We start from the raw sequence: 17248 nt of genomic DNA on the forward strand, positions 1-17248 counted from the left end.
GGCATGACCGGGCTGTTCAGCGAAGTCTTTCTCAGCGCGCTCCTGTTCGGCGCCGTCACCGCGGCGATCCCGCTGCTGCTTGCCGGGCTCGGCGAGCAGATCTCCGAGAAGGCGGGGGTGCTCAATATCGGCATCGAAGGCATGATGCTGGCCGGCGCCTATCTCGGCTTTGTCGGCGCTTTCTATTCCGGGTCGCTGTGGCTGGGCTTTCTCACCGGTGCCGTCGGGGGTGCTGCGGTGGCGCTTGTCATGGCGCTGCTTTGCGTGCGCATCGGGCTGAACCAGATCGTCATCGGCATCGCGCTGACCTTGGGGCTAGAGGGCCTGACGGCACTGCTCCACCATTTCCAGTTCTCACGCAGCTACCCGCGCCTGCCCGCGGCGGATGCGACCGTCATTCCGCTGCTTTCGGACATCCCGGTCATCGGGCCTGCATTCTTCAAGCATCATCTGATCGTCTATCTGGCGGTCGCGCTGGTTTTCGGCATGAGCTACCTCTATCGGCGCACGCAACTCGGCCTCAATTTGCAGGCGGCAGGCGACAAGCCGGCCGCGCTCGATGTCGCCGGCATCGATGTCGTGCGGACCCGCACCATCGCCGTGTTGACGACCGGAGCGCTGGCTGGGCTCGGCGGCGCCTATCTCGCCAATGTCGGGGCTGGGCTGTTCATTCCGTTCATCACCAATGGCGCGGGCTTTCTCGGCATCGTGCTGGCCATGCTGGCGCGCGGTCGCCCGATCTGGGTGCTGTTCGGCGCGTTGCTGTTCGGCGTCTGCCTGTCGCTGACGACGGCCATGCAGGTGGCCGGCATCAACATACCGACCGACATCATCCAGATGCTGCCGTTCCTGGCGGTGATGATCATGCTGGTTCTGTTCGGCCGGCGCGCCAGCCTGCCGGCGGCGCTCGGCATTCCATACGAGCGCGGCGCGCGCTGAGCACAATTCATGCGCGGACGGGACCCGCGCCAATAAAGGAGGCAAGAATGTCGGATACCAAGGTCTACCTGCTCGACGGCGGCTCGCTCGTTCTCGACGGCTATCATGTGTTCTGGAATCGCGGCCCTGGCGGTGAAGTGCGCTTCCCCGTCTATTCGATCCTGATCGAGCATGCCGAGGGTCGGTTCCTCATCGACACCGGCTACGACTACGACCACGTGATGAAGGTGCTGCCGTTCGAAAAGCCGATCCAGGAAAAGCACCAGACCATCCCAGGCGCCCTGGCGCTGCTCGGCCTCGAACCGAAGGACATCGACGTCGTCGTCAATTCGCATTTCCACTTCGACCATTGCGGCGGCAACAAGTATTTTCCGCATGCCAAGAAGATCTGTCACCGGACCGAAGTGCCGCAGGCCTGCAATCCCGAGCCCTTCGAACATCTTGGCTATTCCGATCTGAGCTTTTCGGCGGAGGCTGCCGAAGCGCGTGGCGCGACCGGGCAATTGCTGGCGGGCACGACACGGGCGAACTCGACCTTTGAAGGCGTCGATGGCGACGTCGAGCTTGCCAGGGGTGTCCGGCTGATCTCGACGCCCGGTCATTCGATCGGCCATTACAGCCTGCTGGTAGAGTTCCCCAAGCGCAAGCCGATCATGTTCACCATCGACGCGGCCTATACGCAGAAGAGCCTTGAAACGCTGTGCCAGGCGGCCTTCCATATCGATCCGGTGGCGGGCGTCAATTCGATGCGCAAGGTGAAGAAACTCGCCGAGGACCATGGCGCCGAGTTGATGTACTCGCACGACATGGACAACTTCAAGACCTACAGGACCGGCACGCAATTCTACGGCTGACCGCCTGCAATCGGGAGACAAGACGATGCGCTATCTCGAACACGCCGATCCCGTCATCACCCTGACCGCGGGGCCGGTGAACGCCTATGCCGAAGTGCTGCGCGGCCTCGGTCGCACGGTGCTCTACGACTACGACCCGGCGTTCCAGCTTTTTTACGAGGGTGTGGTCGACAAGGCGCAAAAGGCGATGCGGCTGTCGAACAAGCCGGTCATCCTGCATGGCGAGCCGGTGCTTGGCCTGGAGGCCGCCGCGGCCTCGCTGATCACGCCGGACGATGTCGTGCTCAATCTTGCCTCCGGGGTCTACGGCAAGGGGTTCGGCTATTGGGCGAAGCGCTATTCGCCACATCTGCTCGAGATCGAGGTGCCCTACAACGAGGCGATCGATCCGCAGGCGGTCGAGGCAATGCTGAAGGCGCATCCGGAGATCACCGTCGTTTCCGTCTGCCACCACGACACGCCGTCCGGCACCATCAATCCGATTGACGCCATCGGCGCGCTGGTCTCAGCCCATGGCGGTTACCTCATCGTCGATGCCGTCTCGTCCTTTGGCGGCATGAAGACGCATCCCGAGGATTGCAAGGCCGATATCTATGTCACTGGCCCGAACAAATGCCTGGGCGCGCCTCCCGGCCTCACGATGATGGGTGTCAGCGAGCGGGCCTGGGCCAAGATGAAGGCCAATCCCCTGGCGCCGCGCGCGTCGATGCTCAGCATCGTCGACTGGGAGCATGCGTGGTCGCGGGACAAGCCGTTTCCATTCACGCCGTCGGTCTCGGAGATCAACGGGCTCGATGTCGCGCTCGACCTCTATCTCAATGAGGGACCGGAGGCTGTGTGGGGGCGCCATGCACTCACCGCCAAGGCCATGCGCGCCGGCGTTGCCGCGATGGGTCTGTCGATCTGGGCTGCCAGCGATAGCATCGCGTCGCCGACCACGACCGCTGTCCGCACGCCCGAAGGTGTCGACGAGAAAGCGCTTCGCCAGGCCGCGCGCGCCCGTTACGGCGTGGTGTTTTCGTCTGGGCGCGGCGAGACATTGGGCATGCTGACACGCATCGGCCATATGGGACCGACAGCCCAGCCGATCTATGCGATCGCGGCGCTGACGGCACTGGGCGGCGCCATGAACGCGGCCGGCCAGAAACTGGCGATCGGCAAGGGTATCGACGCGGCGCTGGCCGTGATCGACGCCGACGCCTGAACAGACATCACCACGGATTGAGGGAGCACTTTCATGACTGAACGGCTTGCGGGAAAGACGGCCCTGGTTACGGGCGCCGCGCAGGGTATCGGCAAGGCGATCGCAGCGCGGCTTGCCGCCGACGGGGCCACCGTCATCGTCAGCGACATCAATGCCGAAGGCGCCAGGGCGGCGGCCGCGGCGATAGGCGGGAAGGCGAGGGCGATCGCCGCGGACATTTCCGATTCGGCATCCGTCAAGGCGCTCTTCGCCGAAATCCAGACCCTGACCGGAGGCATCGACATCCTGGTCAACAATGCCAGCATCGTGCCGTTCGTCGCCTGGGACGATGTCGATCTCGACCATTGGCGCAAGATCATCGACGTCAATTTGACCGGCACCTTCATCGTCAGCCGCGCCGGTACGGACCAGATGCGTGCGGCAGGCAAGGCCGGACGGGTGATCAGCATCGCATCCAACACCTTCTTTGCCGGCACGCCGAACATGGCGGCCTATGTCGCGGCCAAGGGTGGCGTCATCGGTTTCACCAGGGCGCTCGCCACCGAGCTTGGCAAATACAACATCACCGCCAATGCGGTGACGCCCGGCCTCATCGAGAGCGACGGCGTCAAGGCGAGCCCGCACAACGAGGCGTTCGGCTTCGTCGAGATGCTTCAGGCCATGAAAGGCAAAGGGCAGCCGGAACATATCGCCGACGTGGTTTCGTTCCTGGCCTCCGACGATGCGCGCTGGATCACTGGCCAGACGCTCAATGTCGACGCCGGGATGGTGCGCCACTAACCAAAAGCGCATCCCAAAAACTGTTGCGCATTTCCGGGCGACCTGCATCGCGGTCGCGGCAGCGGACGGGCGCGGCCAATCAAAGGGAAATCACAGTGGACTTCGGATTCGACACGTCGGTTTTCGACGGGCTGACGATTGCAATGCTGGTCGCTGGCCTGGCCATGACCGGAATGGCCTCCGGCGTGCTCGCCGGTCTGCTGGGAGTCGGAGGCGGCATCGTCATCGTCCCGGTGCTGTTCTGGGTGCTTAGCCTGTTCCACTTTTCGCCTGCTGTGATCAGCCATCTGGCGGTCGCGACCTCGCTCGCGGTCATCATCCCCACCTCGATCTCGTCGATGCGTTCGCACAACAGGCGCGGCAATGTCGATCGGCCTCTGCTCACTCTGTGGGGACCGGCGATTTTCGTCAGTGCCCTGGTCGGCGGCATCATGTCGAAATTCATCCCGGGCGCCGGCTTGCGGCTGGTCTTCGGCGTCGTCGGCCTGCTGGTGGCCGTCAACATGGCGTTGCCGAAGCACCTCGTGATCTCCGATCACCTGCCGCAAAGCGGCTGGATCAACCGCGCGATCGCTGCTGTGATCGGCTTTGTCTCTTCGCTCATGGGAATTGGCGGCGGCACACTCTCGGTGCCGACGCTTTCCAGTTTTTCCTTTCCGGTGCACCGGGCCGTCGGCACATCGTCGGCGCTTGGCCTGCTTATTGCGCTTCCAGCGGTGGCCGGCTTCATCTGGTCGGGTCTCGCAATTGCAGGCAGGCCTCCGCTCAGCCTGGGCTATGTCAGCTTGCCGGCGGTTGCCATCATAGCGCCCATGAGCTTTCTGTTTGCACCCTTGGGCGCCAAGCTCGCCCACGCGCTCAACCCGCGCTACCTGAAACTTGCCTTTGCGTTTTTCCTGGCGATCACGGCCGTGCGAATGTTGCTTTCCTGAATCCGGTTCAGCGGCCTACGGCTATTTTTCCCGCATGGCCCGGCGGAAGTTCTGCGTGATTGGCTCGGCGAGATAAGAGAGCACGGTGCGAGCCCCCGTCCGGATCATCGTCTCGCTCGACATGCCGGGCAGCAGCTTGCGGCCCTCCAGCTTGCCGAGTTCGCTTTTGTCGATCACAACCGTCGCGGCGAAATAAGGTGCGCCGCTGCGTTCCTCAACCATGCGGTCAGCCGACACGATCTCCACGACGCCCTCGAGCGGCGGCAGGTTGTAGCGAGCGAACGCCGGGAAGCTGACGCGCGCGAGCTGTCCGGGTGCGATCGTCTCGACATCCTCCGGCTTGACCATAGCCTCGACCACGAGTTGTTGTCCGAGCGGCACGATCGTCATCAATGTCTCACCGGGTTTCACGACGCCGCCTGCCGTATGGACCTTCAGGTCCATGACGATGCCGTCAACCGGTGCGGCGACGTTGGTGCGGTCAAGCACGTCCCTGGCGGAGCGCTCCTGCTGTCCGAGGTCGAACAACTCCGCCTCGACCTTGCTCAACTCATCGACGGCCTGGTTCAGCCGCACTGTGTTGAGGTTCAGGATCTGCATATCAATCTCGGCCATGGCGCTTCCGGCACGGGCGATTGCGGCAATGTTGGTAGCGCGCTCCCCTTCGATCTCCCGCTGTTGGCGTCTGAGCAACAGGTTCCGTTCGCGGGTGGTCAGCCCTTTCTTGAGCAGCCCCTCAAGGTCTTTGCTTTCATCCTCGATTGCCTCGATCTGTTTGTCTTCGGTGACGATAAGCTGCTCCAGTCCCGTTATCTCTTCCTCGACCTGGTGACGGCGCTGGCCGAGAATTTCCCGCTCGTCCTTCAGATTGTGGTGCTTCGCGGCAAACACGTCACGCTGTGCGGCCACCGCGTCCTTCACGGCGGTGGCGGGGTTTGCGAGCAACGCCGGATTGAATTCGATCTCGGCCTTGCCGTCACGCTCGGCCCTGAGACGCGCGGCCAGCGCCTCACGCGTTGCTATCCGGTTCTGGATCAGGTCGAGCTGCGCCTTTGCCTGCGTGTTGTCGAGCCGGACGAGGACCTTGCCGGTCTTGACGATATCCCCATTGGCGGCGTTCAACTCTGCGATGATGCCGCCCTCGAGGTGCTGGATGAGCTTGCGGTCGCCGGCGACCTTGATAACGCCCGGCGCCACGGCGGCGCTGTCCAACGGCGCCAGTGCCGCCCAGCCCCCGGCCACGCCGAAGAACAGGAACATGATCGCGAACCCGGTGCAGGTCACGCCGGTGAGACGCAGCGGCACCGGTTCCAGCAGCGAGGGCGGGGGAAGGGGTAGCGGCACGACGTTCAATCCGGGGGGGCGGCTCATGCTTCCTTGACCTCTTTGATTTCCTTGACCACTTCAAGGGCTGGCAACTGGGCCGCCTTGGGCAGATGGGCCACCTTGCTGACACGGTTGGCGAGTTCGTTGAAGACATGGTCGCGCGGCCCGAAGAGATCCTGCTGACCTCTGTTGAGCACCAGTATCTTGTCTATCTTGTCCAAAAGGTTGGGGCGGTGCGCGATCAGGATAACGGTTGTGTTTGTGGCCTTGGCCACGCCGAGAGCAGCAATCAATGCCTCCTCGCCCTCTCTGTCGAGGTTGGAATTGGGTTCGTCGAGGATAAGCAGCGCGGGGTCGCCGTAGAGTGCCCGCGCCAGCCCGATGCGCTGGCGCTGCCCGCCTGACAGGACGGCGCCGGATTCGCCGATCTCGGTGGCGTAACCCTTCGGCAGTCCCTTGATCAGTTCGTGGACTCCTGCCAACTGCGCGGCCTCGACCACCTTGTTGAAGACCGCCGGGTTGAGCGTCGCGAAGCGGCAAATATTTTCGGACACGGTGCCGGCGAAGAGTTCGATGTCCTGCGGTAGGTAGCCGACATGACGGCCACGGTCTTCCGCCGCCCATTGGGCAACATCCGTTCCGTCCAGCAAGGCGCGCCCCGCGGACGGGCGCCAGGCACCGGCGAGTATGCGCGCCAGGCTCGTCTTGCCAGCCCCGCTCGGACCGATCAACGCCATCGCTTCACCCGGCTCGAGGCGGAAGTTGATGCCTTTCAGGATATGTTCGCCACCCTGTCGGGCAAGCACAATGTTCTCGGCCTCGAACCTGCCTTTCGGTCGTGGTAGCGGCAGAACCGGTGTGGATTCCCGGTGCTGTCCGGCGACAGCGGTGAGACGCCGGTAGGCGGCACGCGCTCCGAGCGTCGCCTTCCATGTGCCGATGGCTTGCTCGACCGGTGACAATGCGCGGCCCATCAGGATCGAGGCGGAGATCATGATACCGGGCGAGGCCTCGTTGCGAAGTACCAGATAGGCGCCGAGGCCGAGTATCGCCATTTGCAGGGCCAGCCGGTGACAACGCGCGATAGCCGCGATGGCCCCACCCCGGTTGGCGGCAAGAACTTGTCCTTTGTTCGCCTCGTCCTGCTGTGCCTTCCAGCCCTCCAACAGGGGCTTCAGCATGCCCATGGCCTGGACGACCTCGGCGTTGCGGATTGCAGCCTCGGCCTGCACATAGGCCCGCGACTGCGCACCCGCAGCCTCGGTCAAGGGCTTTCGCGTGACGTATTCGTTGAGCAGCGCCAAAGCGAACAGGACGATCCCGCCGCCGAGCGCCAGCCATCCAAGCCATGGGTGCATGACAAAAATGGCAGCGAAAAACAGCGGCGCCCAAGGAGCGTCGAGGATCGGGAAGACGCTCGGGCTGGTGCAAAAATTCCGCACCTGGTCCAGATCGCGCAATGGACGGGCGTTGGCCTGGCCGGGCGCCGAGGCGGCGTATTCCACCGATGCAGTCAGCAGAACCGGTCCCAGCCGCGCATTCATCCAGGAACCGACCTTGGCCAGAAGACGCCCGCGTATTACTTCCAACCCGGCGAGCGTCGCGAGCGCGGCCGCCGCCATCAGCGAAAGCATCACCAGCGTCTCCAGGCTATGGCTGCCGAGCACGCGGTGGTAGACTTGGAGCATGTAAAGCGCCCCGGTCAGCATCAGCACGTTGATGCCTCCGCTGAACCAGATCAGCGGCCGAATGGCGCGTTTGACCTCTTTCATCACTACCTGCAGGGCAGGGGGCTGTTGCTTGGTTTTCATCGCTATTTCTCTGGTGTGCGGAGTGACATCCGGCGCAAGGGATTGCAGTTAGTCCAGCCATAAGTTGCTGGTGAGTGCCATCGAGATTCCCCCCTTTTTGAACGCATCAAGAAAAGGGGATCCCCCCAGATGCCCTACCCGAGTGCATCCGCTGGCGCGCTGACGCGCTGAACTGCGGCCTTTGATCCTCGATTGTGTCGCCGCCGACGAGGAGGCGTCCATTCCCGGTTCGATAGTATTGAGATCAATGTCCGCACCTGATCGAACGATATATACCTTTCGATAGATCAGGCCGGCGCAGGCGCTGCGGCGGGTATCACGGCCGATGCCATCACGCGGCTTTCCGGCCCCTTTGCCAGCTTCATGTCGATGCCAGTTGAAAGTGCTGGTGTCAGAGGAGGCCCGTTCCTGGACGCGCAGCGCCTTTGCCATGCGCCATCCAGGCCAGCTCCGCCCGGCTGCCGAGGTGCAGCTTTCGTAAACGTGGTATAGGTGCAACGTCGTCGATCTGCTCAACCAGCTCAAGACCGAGTGTCGCGCCGACTATCTCACTCGCCTCGGCTTCGTCGTCCTCGATGAACTCGGATCGTCTCACGCATCACTGTGAGATCATCGAGACTGTCAATGAGTGCGGGCGCTTCAAGAACCGCGCCTGATCACCCAACACGGCCAAGCTCATCCGCGCTCGCCGGGCTGCGCAACCCGATAAGCTCCGGCGAGCGCTAAGCGACGTGCCCTACATAGAGGGCGACGCCGATCGGGCCAAGGCTTTTGACACATATGGTTTGCTCCGGCGCCGGCATTCACTACGGCGCTTCTCCGCCAGGTCAATATTCCCATTTATACTGACGACAGCAACCCTATCGAAAACGATATATATCGTTCGATATAGGTCAGAATACTACCAGACGGAAAGTTGACTTGCCATCCTCAGGCTGCGCCAAATTGACCCCTGAGCATCTGGGGTTTGTTAGCATTTCAAGGGGCATCTTAAGTGATGGCGGACGGGCAATCGTAGCTTTCTACGCCTCCGGAACTTACGCACGTCAAGGCGTGCTCTGTTCCGGTTCTCGAAATCCACCATTTTCGGCGCGCCCTGACCTAATCCCAACTGACCCTGGAACAGCTCGATCACAATTGGGAGGAAGATTATGACTACGATTACCGCCACCAATCTCGTTCTCGACGAGCAGATCGGCGTACAGACCGTCACCGATGATAATGATGTCCTCCTCGACCAGACGCTGAGCGACGCGCTCACCGCTCTCGGCGTGCTTGGAATCAGTCCTACCGACCCCGCGACAGGCTTCCCGCAGGTGGCCGTCAACACCGCCCTCCTTGACACAACCGGAGCGACCGATCTGGCGCTGTCGATCCCCGCTGACGGCACGTCGAGCGGCCTCTTTACCGTCGACGGTGTGGAAATTTTCCTCTACAACCAAGACGGCATCATTTATGGGCGCGAGGCCGACGGGAATGGTGACGCCGATCCCGCTGGCGCATTGGCGTTCGCGGTTGCGCTTGATGAGACTGACCTGTCCTCGGCGCAAATTTACCTCATTCAATACGAACCGCTGCAGCACAACGTTCCTGGTGATCCTCCTGTCATTGACGACGACGACATCCTGTCGTTTGCCGATGGCACAATAACACTGGATGTAACGACCACCGAACTCGTAACCACGTTTCAGACACTCGACTTTGCGTCAATCCCGTCAGGTAGCCCGCAGGAGACACTCACAGTTGCCACAGCCGATCCCACTGACAACCACAGCGCCAGGTTTGATGGACTCATCTTCTCTGGGACGGTGATCGACCCAACGACAGTCCCAATCAACTCCGGAACCAATGATGATCTGAACCCCAACGCCGTCGGCTTCGGCGTGAAGGGCGGCCAAGCCTCTCAGTTGAATCATAATGAGGGCTTCTTCGTTCAAGACGCGGCCTGGACCTCCTCTGATCCTGATGCGGATGCGAACGAGATCGGCGGCATCAGGTTCGACATCCAGGGCATAGGCGGCGTGAAGACTGTTAACATTGAGTGGTGGGCTATCGATGATGGAGCAATAGTTGATCATGGCATTGACACAGTAACTTTACCTTCCGGCAGCGCCGCCTTTGAGAATTATACCATCGAAACGGAGGATAGCGTCGACCAAATCTACGTTCGATTTACCTACGACACGAAACAAAGCACCTCCGGCGTGCGCGTTGAGAACCTTGAAGTCGCGTTCCCATCATCGAGCGAGGTGACGGTCGTCAACCACGAGGATCTCGGGACGCACCTCGTGTTCGAGGATGCCGGGCCGACGTTCGACGGCATCACTGGTGATGCAACGCCGTTCCAGGTCGGATTGGCCGCCAATCAACAGGACACAGGGACGTTCGACCTTACTCCCGGAGCCGACGGCTCACACGTCACCATCACCCAATATACCGATCTCGGTGGCGCTGACATCGAGGAGATTCTCACCAACGACGGAACCACGCTGACGTACCACGACGTGGCCACCGATACGGATCTTTACCAACTGAACGTGACCGACTCGGGATACACCTTCGACGTGCTCTTCACACCCCAGGGTGAGCAGTCCGACCTCAACTTCAATGCGGTCAAGTCGGGCGGTCCCCAGGAGACCTTGACAGTACCCACGGTGGATAACACCGGCAGCATCGTCTTTGACGGCCTGATCTTCAACGCTACGCCCGCAGCGGACGCGACCGAGGCAGCCTTTGTGCCGTTCAACACCACTCCACTGGGAGGCCCGACTGTAGCGGCTGACGACCTTAACCCCGATGCAGTTGGTTTCGGCGTGAAAGGCGGTCAGGCTTCGCAGATCAATAACAACGAGGGCTTCACCTTCTCCACTGCGGACGGGTCTGACATCAACAATCTAACCTTCGCGGTCGCAGGAATTGGAAACATCAACGCCATCACCGTAGAATCGTGGCTTTACGACGATGGCGGCAATCTGATCGATCACACCATCGAAAACGTTACTGGCTTGCGCTCGGGCAATCAGACCGTGACCATCGATGACGATGGTGGGCAAGCCTTCGACACGGCCTACGTTCAGTTCCACGTCGGCGGTGCCAACTCGGGTGTTCGCATCCTCGACTTCTCGACGAGCATCGAGGGCCCAGTTGACGATCAGCCGTTCGAATTCACTCTGGCAAACACCGACCTCGACGGGGATGCTGCTACGCAAACACTGAGCATCCTCGCAAGCCAGGACTTCATCGTTTGATGACGTTCTCGCAGCCTTCATTAGCTTCAACGCAGACGATCCGGCCCCCTTCGAGGGGCCGGACGTTCAAGACACCAAGGCTCTGGACTCAAACTAGGCGACATGCAAAGCGGCGGCTTGCGGTGTATGCTGTGGCGGCTTTCCGACAACCAGCCTCTTTGGCTGAAGGAACCGGAGGAGGGGAGAGCCAGCAACTGCCAAGCCAATCTCCAATGCCCCGGTTATCAGGCGGGTCGGACCGAGAGCAGGCTGTCGCAATCGCGGCCGATGCCATCGCGCGGCTTTCCGGCCCGCTGCCGGCCTCACGTCGATGCCCGTCAAAAAAGTGCTGCTTTCAGAGGAGGCCCGTTCCTGGGGGGGGGGCGAGGCTTTTGCCGTGCGTTATCCAGGCCAGTTCCGCCCGGCCGCCGAGGTGCAGCTTCTCGTAGACGTGATGCAGGTGCATCTTCACCGTGCCTTCGGATAAATGCAGCCGCTGCGCGATGGTCTTGTTTCGCAGCCCGCGCGAGACGAGATCGGCGATCTCGGTCTCCCGCCCGGTCAGCCGGGACATTGGCTGCGGCTGCGACCCGGGCATCAGCAGTTGCTGGACGATCTTGTTGTCGATCCACTTCTTGCCCGCCGCCACCGCATTCACGCATTCGATGAGAAAGCGGTGGCTGATGCCGTCCAGAAACAGGCCGTCGACGTCGAGCGTCTGTATCTCCTTGACATCGAGCCTGCCGGTTGGCTGCACGATGAAGATGATGCCGAGAGCGCTGTTGCCGGCCTTCAGCCGTGAGGAGAGACCTGATGTTTGCTGGTCCGCGAGATCCACGCCCACGATGACGATATCAGGCTGATGGCGCTCCACATGAGCGAGAACGTCCACAGGGCGGCGACACTGGGCGACGACATCGTGTCCAGCCTTCTGCAAAACCCATTCCAGACCGGCGAGATATACCCCTCGCGGGTCCGCCACGACCAACGTCGACATGCGAACACCGTCCGTAAAAAACGCAACGAACTTGGTTAAACACCCGTTAAATCAGGAAACCAGAGCCCAGGCAGATTGTCAAGGAATAGCTAATATGCATGTTGCTATAATGACAATCCGCCGTCTGCCAGGCGGATCGGCGCCGTAAAAAGCCAACCTATGATATGCCTGTCACTTTCAAGGTTCTAACGTCCCTTGCCGCGCGGCCCAGTCGTACGGGTACAGGCAGTAAAAATAGCCGGTGCGTTCGGTTGCGATGTATTTCAGATGCGTGCCATTGGGCAGCCAGACGATGTCGCCAGGGCGGCATTCGTGGCGGCCGTCATCCAGTTCGATCGTCAGCGTGCCTTCATGGATGAACAGCACCTCGTCATAGGTCACGGTCCAGTCGATCGAGGCGTTCTCCAGATACTCGATGCCACCGCCCATGGTCCGGCTGATCTCGGCATTGATCACGCGCGCGATCGACGACGTTCCGGTCGGCGTGACTGATGGCTTCAGAGTCAACTCGCTGTGCTTGAAAATCTTGGCCTTGGACATCGTCATCCTTTCTTTGCGCGAAGATTGGCTTTGGAGGGAGTGACGCCGGACGGAGCCATCCCGGCGAGCCATCTCGTCACCGGATCCAGCTTGCGCCCGGCATGTTCGAGATCGTCGCGCCGACGCACCGCGCCACGGACGAAATGCGCACCGACGAAGCGAAAGGGTTCGGGCGGGAAACCGCGCGCCACCGGACGCACCAGCGCCGAATGCGTCAGTTCCGATTCGCCGTCAGTCAGCAGGCCGGTGAGGATCTCGCCGCCGATATAAGCCATTGTCGTGCCATTGCCGGAAAAGCCGTAGCCGTAGACGACATCGCGGTTAGCGGGCAAAGCGCCGAACAGCGGCACGCCGCTGACCGTCCGGTCGATCGGGCCGTTCCACGATGTCTCGAGCGGGAAATCGGCGAGCGCTGGGTGGCCATCCCGCAGCGCGCGACGCATTTCGGCGACCCGTGGCGACAGGCCATGGAAACGCTGGTCGACGATGCCGCCGAAGCCAATGACGCCACCGCTGACGCCGACGGACAGCCGACCATCGCGCGTCGGAGACCAACCGCCAACGAAGACGCGGGAATCGATCATCAGCGGCGCCCGGCGGTAGCCGACCTTGTCGAGAAGGTCTGGAATGGGCTGTGACATGGCGTCGTCGCTGGAGATGTTGAAGATCGCAGGGGCCAGTTCCGGAATCGCGCCGGACCAGGCATTCATGGCAAGCACGACCTTGCCGCAGGACACAGTTCCTTTCGCCGTTTCCACCGTGAGCTTGCCACGTCGTGAAAACCGCTTCATCGGCGACTTTTCATAGATCCGAACGCCGCGGTTCAGCGCTGCACGACGCAGGCCGCGCACCAGGAACCCTGGATGCACAGTTGCCGACGAAGCGTCGAACGCACCGCCAAGGTGGCTCGTCGTACCGGCCATCGCCGCGATCTCAGGGCGCGAAACTCGCCGCGCCGGAACGTAGCCATGCGCTGCCAGCTTGTTTAACGCGTCGTCCCAGGCGCCAAGCTGTGCTTCGCACGTAGCGCCCCAGATCCAGCCGATGCGATCGAACCAGGCGTCGATTGCCTCTGCCTTGCAGAAAGCCTCGATGCCGCCGATCGCGGCTTCGGATGCCTTGATGATCGAAAGCGCGTCGTTTCCGTCGCGCAGCGCGGCAAGCGCGCTGTATTTGGTCCATGCCGAAAGCACCATTCCGGAATTGCGGCCGCTCGGGCCACCACCACAAATGTCGCGCTCTACAATGACAACATCGAAGCCTGGATTGTGCTGCTTGAGGCGAATGGCGGTCCACAGTCCGAGATACCCGCCGCCAACGATGCAGATGTCGGCCTGCGTTGTCTCTTCGAGCGGAGGCGCAAGGTCCGGGTCCTCGGGCAATGCCTGCCGCAGCCAATGGCTCCGCCAGCGGATGTCTTTTTCCGGCAACTGCATCACGATGCGCCTGCCGCGGACAGGCGGCGCTCCACCAGCCTGACCCAAAGACTGGCGCCCATCGGCAGGATAGCGTCGTTGAAATCGTAATTGGTGTCGTGCGCGGCGGCCTGGTGCGCGTCGTCCGCCTGGCCAAGCAAGAAATAGCAGCCCGGCCGCTGTTCCAACATGTAGCAGAAATCTTCAGAACCCATCTCGGGAGGCGGATCGACGACGAGACGTTCCGAGCCCATCACCTCGTTCGCAATCGCGATCATCGCGTCGGCTTGCGCCGGAGTGTTGATCGTCGGCGCGAAGGGCGTTTCGTAGCGAATATCGACGCTGGCGCCAAAAGCTTCAGCCTCGTTTTTCGCGATGCGGCGGATTGCCGTCTCCAGCGTCTTTTGAACCTGATGGTCGAAGGTGCGCACGGTGCCGGTCAGAAACGCCGCATCGGGGATGGTGTTGAAGGCTTCGCCGGCGCGCAGGCCGCCAACGGTGACGATTGCCGGAGAGTGCACATCGGTCAGGCGTCCGGGCAGGGCTTCTATCGCCAGCAGGATGCGCGCGGCGCTGGGAAGTGGATTGATCGCAAGATGCGGCATCGCCGCATGGCCGCCCCTTCCATGCACGACGATCTCGAAGCGATCGGCCGCCGCTGCCACCGTCTCATGGTGGACGGCGATCTCGCCCAGCGGCCGTTCGCAATTGTGCAGCGCGTAGACTTCATCGCAGGGGAAACGCTCGAAAAGGCCCTCATTCAGCATGGCGAGTGCCCCACCTCGGCCCTCCTCGGCCGGCTGGAAAATGAAATGCACGGTGCCGGCGAAGTCGGGCGAGCGGGCAAGCGCCGAGGCTGCGCCGAGCAGCATCGTCGTGTGACCGTCATGGCCGCAGCCATGCATCCTCCCGGGAATGCGGGACGCATGCGGCAGCGGCCGCGCCTCGGTCATCGGCAGGGCGTCCATGTCGGCTCGGATGCCAAGCCCGCGACCAGCGCCGAGCCTGCCCCTGAGCGTACCCACGACGCCTGTCCGACCGACGCCTTCGATCGTCTCGATGCCCCACGAGCGCAGTTTGTCCGCCACGAAACGCGCCGTCTCGAACTCTTCGAAGCCGAGTTCTGGATTGGCATGCAGATGCCGCCGCCAGGCCGTCATCTCTGTCTCCAACTGCTGCACCGATGGAACCAGTCTCATGCCGATGCCCTTGCGCGGAGAGTTTGCGAGCGGCTCTGAAGGATGGCGATGACACCAAGCAGGGTCGCCGAGAAGGCGATCAGCAGCACAGCGACGGCCGCGATAGCAGGGCTGATGGACTCGCGAACCCCGGAGAATATCATGCGAGGCAAGGTTCGCTCCGCGCCTGTCGAGAGGAAACTTGCGACGACGACTTCGTCGAAAGAGATGATGAAGGCGATGATGGCCCCTGTAATGACGCCCGGCGCTATCAGCGGCAGCACTACCTTGAAGAATGTGCGCATGGTGCCGGCGCCGAGCGATGCCGCCGCGCGAACCAATGTCCGGTCGAAGGTCGAAAGGCTGGCGACGACAGTCGTCAGCATCACAGGCACGGCCATCGCCGTATGCACCAGAATGATCGATAGCTTGTTGCCGACGAGTCCCAGTGTGGCGAAGAATGAAAAGGCCGCGACGCCGACGATGACAACCGGCGTCACCAAGGGCGCGGCGATGACCGCGTAGAGGATCCGTTTGCCGGCAAAATTGCCCCAGGCGAGTCCGATCGCCGCAGGTATGCCGAGCAGCAACGCCAGAACCGTGGTGGATATCCCGATGACGATCGAGTTCCACAGCGCGTTCGGCCAACGCTGGTCGACCCACAGTTCGGCATACCAGCGCAGCGACCAGCCCGGCGTCGGAAATGCCAGCGAATTGCTCGAGGTCAGCGACATAGGGATCACGATCAGCAGGGGTAGGATGATGAACGCCAGCAACGTCGCCGCATAGGCATACATCAGCCACTTCCGGAAGCGGTCGGCGCTCATGCGACATGCGCCTTGCGGCGGAAGAGGACGGACGCCGTCCAGAACAGCAACGCAAACAGGACGAGGATCATCAGCAGTTGCAGCGAAAGCGCTGCACCCATGCCCCAGTTCAGTGTGCTGTTCGTGTAGAAAGCTATGTAGCTGGAGATCATCTGGTCGGTCGGCCCGCCGACAAGCGTCGGGGTGATGTAATAGCCGAGAGCGAAGACAAAAACGATCGCCCCGCCAGACAGGATTCCTGGCAGGATCAACGGCAACTGCACGCGGCGCCATGCCGTGAGCCACGGCGCACCCAGCGAAAGTGCCGCGCGCATGTAGGTGGTCGGAACCCGCCGCATGACAGCGACGACGGAGAGCACCATCATGGGCAGCAGAACCTGAACCATCGCCAAATAGAGCGAAAAGCGTGTGTAAATGAGATTGAGCGGCTCGCTGACGATGCCGAGGCCAAGCAGCGTGGAATTCACGGGTCCGTTCTTCTGCAGCACGATAATCCAGATGACGGTGCGCACCAGCAGCGATGTCCAGAGCGGAAACAGGATCAGCGCGAACATGAGCTTCGACCAGGCCGGCGGCGCGCTGACAATTGCCTGCGCCAGCGGCACGGCGAGCACCGCGCAGATGACGGTCACCACGATGCTGATCCAGATCGTGCGCAGCAGCGCGTCGACGAAGATGGCGCGGTCGGCGGAAACGGCTTCGATCGAATTGTCCGCGCCTCGCTTCAGGTCCAGGCTCGCAAGCAGATAATAGTCCGTTCGCGCGCTTTGTTGACGCGCGATGACCTGCCAGAGATCGATGTCTTTCCAGCCGGCCTGTTTGGAGAGCACCTCGTCGCGCACGGGACGCATAGTCAGCTTGCCGTCGGCCGCATCCTTTGCCGTCTTGATGACGAGGAAACGGCTGCCGACGACGCGCTGGTTCACGAGTTGCGCCAGGACGCCTTCCTTCCCGGCGCGCCGCGCGTCGGCCAGGTCCTCGACGAGTGCTGCAAAGACGGGTTCGCCAGGCAGGCCGCTATCTGCTTTCCAGCCCGCCAGAGCGGCAATTGTACGCGGCAGGTTGTTCGAGAAATCCGAGTTGTCGACGGCCAGAGCGAGGAAGCGCGCCACCGGCCACAGAAACAGAATGACGACGAACAGGATAAGCGGGGCCGTCAACAGGGCGAGCATGCCGCCCCGTTGACGCCGCTTCATAGCCGGCTTTGCCCCGACCAAC

Annotated in this window: 15 protein-coding genes; 6 read left to right on the forward strand and 9 right to left on the reverse strand. The window is 62.0% G+C overall.

Annotated features, from left to right (window positions below):
* The first annotated feature begins 3 nt into the window (after window positions 1-3).
* The 5 genes from NKJ11_RS06150 to NKJ11_RS06170 all read left to right on the forward strand — a co-directional run bounded on the left by NKJ11_RS06150 (window position 4) and on the right by NKJ11_RS06170 (window position 4709).
* On the forward strand, window positions 4-939 hold the full coding sequence (locus NKJ11_RS06150; RefSeq protein WP_128305800.1) for a putative B6 ABC transporter permease subunit 1: 936 nt from the start codon (window positions 4-6) through the stop codon (window positions 937-939).
* Window positions 940-986: 47 nt separating this feature from the next.
* Window positions 987-1793 carry a 4-pyridoxolactonase gene (pldA, locus tag NKJ11_RS06155; RefSeq protein ID WP_127290290.1) on the forward strand — a complete coding sequence of 269 codons (807 nt, stop codon included), beginning with the start codon at window positions 987-989 and terminating at the stop codon, window positions 1791-1793.
* Between the two features lie 25 nt (window positions 1794-1818).
* The gene (ppaT, locus tag NKJ11_RS06160) at window positions 1819-2997 is read left to right on the forward strand and encodes a pyridoxamine--pyruvate transaminase (RefSeq protein WP_352792910.1); all 1179 of its coding nucleotides are present in this window, start codon (window positions 1819-1821) and stop codon (window positions 2995-2997) included.
* A 33-nt stretch (window positions 2998-3030) separates the two neighbouring features.
* The gene (pldH, locus tag NKJ11_RS06165) at window positions 3031-3777 is read left to right on the forward strand and encodes a pyridoxal 4-dehydrogenase, SDR-type (protein WP_352792912.1); all 747 of its coding nucleotides are present in this window, start codon (window positions 3031-3033) and stop codon (window positions 3775-3777) included.
* Window positions 3778-3872: 95 nt separating this feature from the next.
* Window positions 3873-4709 (forward strand): sulfite exporter TauE/SafE family protein, encoded by an 837-nt coding sequence (locus NKJ11_RS06170; RefSeq protein WP_352792914.1) that lies wholly within the window; start codon window positions 3873-3875, stop codon window positions 4707-4709.
* A gap of 21 nt (window positions 4710-4730) precedes the next feature.
* On the opposite strand, the gene NKJ11_RS06175 is transcribed toward NKJ11_RS06170, so the two are convergent.
* From NKJ11_RS06175 to NKJ11_RS06185, 3 genes are read right to left on the reverse strand one after another with little or no spacing between them, the layout of a single operon-like run.
* Window positions 4731-6080 carry an HlyD family type I secretion periplasmic adaptor subunit gene (locus NKJ11_RS06175; protein ID WP_352792915.1) on the reverse strand — a complete coding sequence of 450 codons (1350 nt, stop codon included), beginning with the start codon at window positions 6078-6080 and terminating at the stop codon, window positions 4731-4733.
* Window positions 6077-7846: a type I secretion system permease/ATPase gene (locus NKJ11_RS06180; protein WP_352440324.1), complete on the reverse strand. Its 1770-nt coding sequence runs from the start codon at window positions 7844-7846 to the stop codon at window positions 6077-6079. Before NKJ11_RS06180 ends, NKJ11_RS06175 begins: the two co-directional genes overlap by 4 nt.
* Window positions 7847-7894: 48 nt before the next feature.
* A complete protein-coding gene (locus tag NKJ11_RS06185) occupies window positions 7895-8278 on the reverse strand; it encodes a hypothetical protein (protein ID WP_352792916.1) in 384 nt (127 codons plus the stop codon).
* A 719-nt stretch (window positions 8279-8997) separates the two neighbouring features.
* Between NKJ11_RS06185 and NKJ11_RS06195 the strand changes: the two genes are divergently transcribed.
* The gene (locus NKJ11_RS06195) at window positions 8998-11094 is read left to right on the forward strand and encodes a hypothetical protein (RefSeq protein WP_352792917.1); all 2097 of its coding nucleotides are present in this window, start codon (window positions 8998-9000) and stop codon (window positions 11092-11094) included.
* 334 nt (window positions 11095-11428) lie between these two features.
* On the opposite strand, the gene NKJ11_RS06200 is transcribed toward NKJ11_RS06195, so the two are convergent.
* The 6 genes from NKJ11_RS06200 to NKJ11_RS06225 form a co-directional block, all read right to left on the reverse strand.
* Window positions 11429-12070, reverse strand: coding sequence for a response regulator transcription factor (locus tag NKJ11_RS06200; RefSeq protein ID WP_352792918.1), 642 nt, complete (start codon window positions 12068-12070; stop codon window positions 11429-11431).
* A 177-nt stretch (window positions 12071-12247) separates the two neighbouring features.
* Complete coding sequence (locus NKJ11_RS06205) at window positions 12248-12610, reverse strand: EutQ-related cupin domain-containing protein (protein WP_164893115.1); 363 nt, start codon at window positions 12608-12610, stop codon at window positions 12248-12250.
* Window positions 12611-12612: 2 nt separating this feature from the next.
* Window positions 12613-14046, reverse strand: coding sequence for an NAD(P)/FAD-dependent oxidoreductase (locus NKJ11_RS06210; protein ID WP_352440328.1), 1434 nt, complete (start codon window positions 14044-14046; stop codon window positions 12613-12615).
* Window positions 14046-15224: an amidohydrolase gene (locus NKJ11_RS06215; protein WP_352630108.1), complete on the reverse strand. Its 1179-nt coding sequence runs from the start codon at window positions 15222-15224 to the stop codon at window positions 14046-14048. The genes NKJ11_RS06210 and NKJ11_RS06215 overlap by 1 nt, the downstream gene beginning before the upstream one ends.
* Window positions 15221-16030, reverse strand: coding sequence for an ABC transporter permease (locus NKJ11_RS06220; RefSeq protein ID WP_128306010.1), 810 nt, complete (start codon window positions 16028-16030; stop codon window positions 15221-15223). The genes NKJ11_RS06215 and NKJ11_RS06220 overlap by 4 nt, the downstream gene beginning before the upstream one ends.
* Complete coding sequence (locus NKJ11_RS06225; protein ID WP_164893116.1) at window positions 16027-17226, reverse strand: ABC transporter permease; 1200 nt, start codon at window positions 17224-17226, stop codon at window positions 16027-16029. The genes NKJ11_RS06220 and NKJ11_RS06225 overlap by 4 nt, the downstream gene beginning before the upstream one ends.
* Between the last annotated feature and the right edge of the window lie 22 nt (window positions 17227-17248).

This window comes from Mesorhizobium sp. M0243 (assembly GCF_040321775.1).
Lineage (GTDB): Bacteria > Pseudomonadota > Alphaproteobacteria > Rhizobiales > Rhizobiaceae > Mesorhizobium.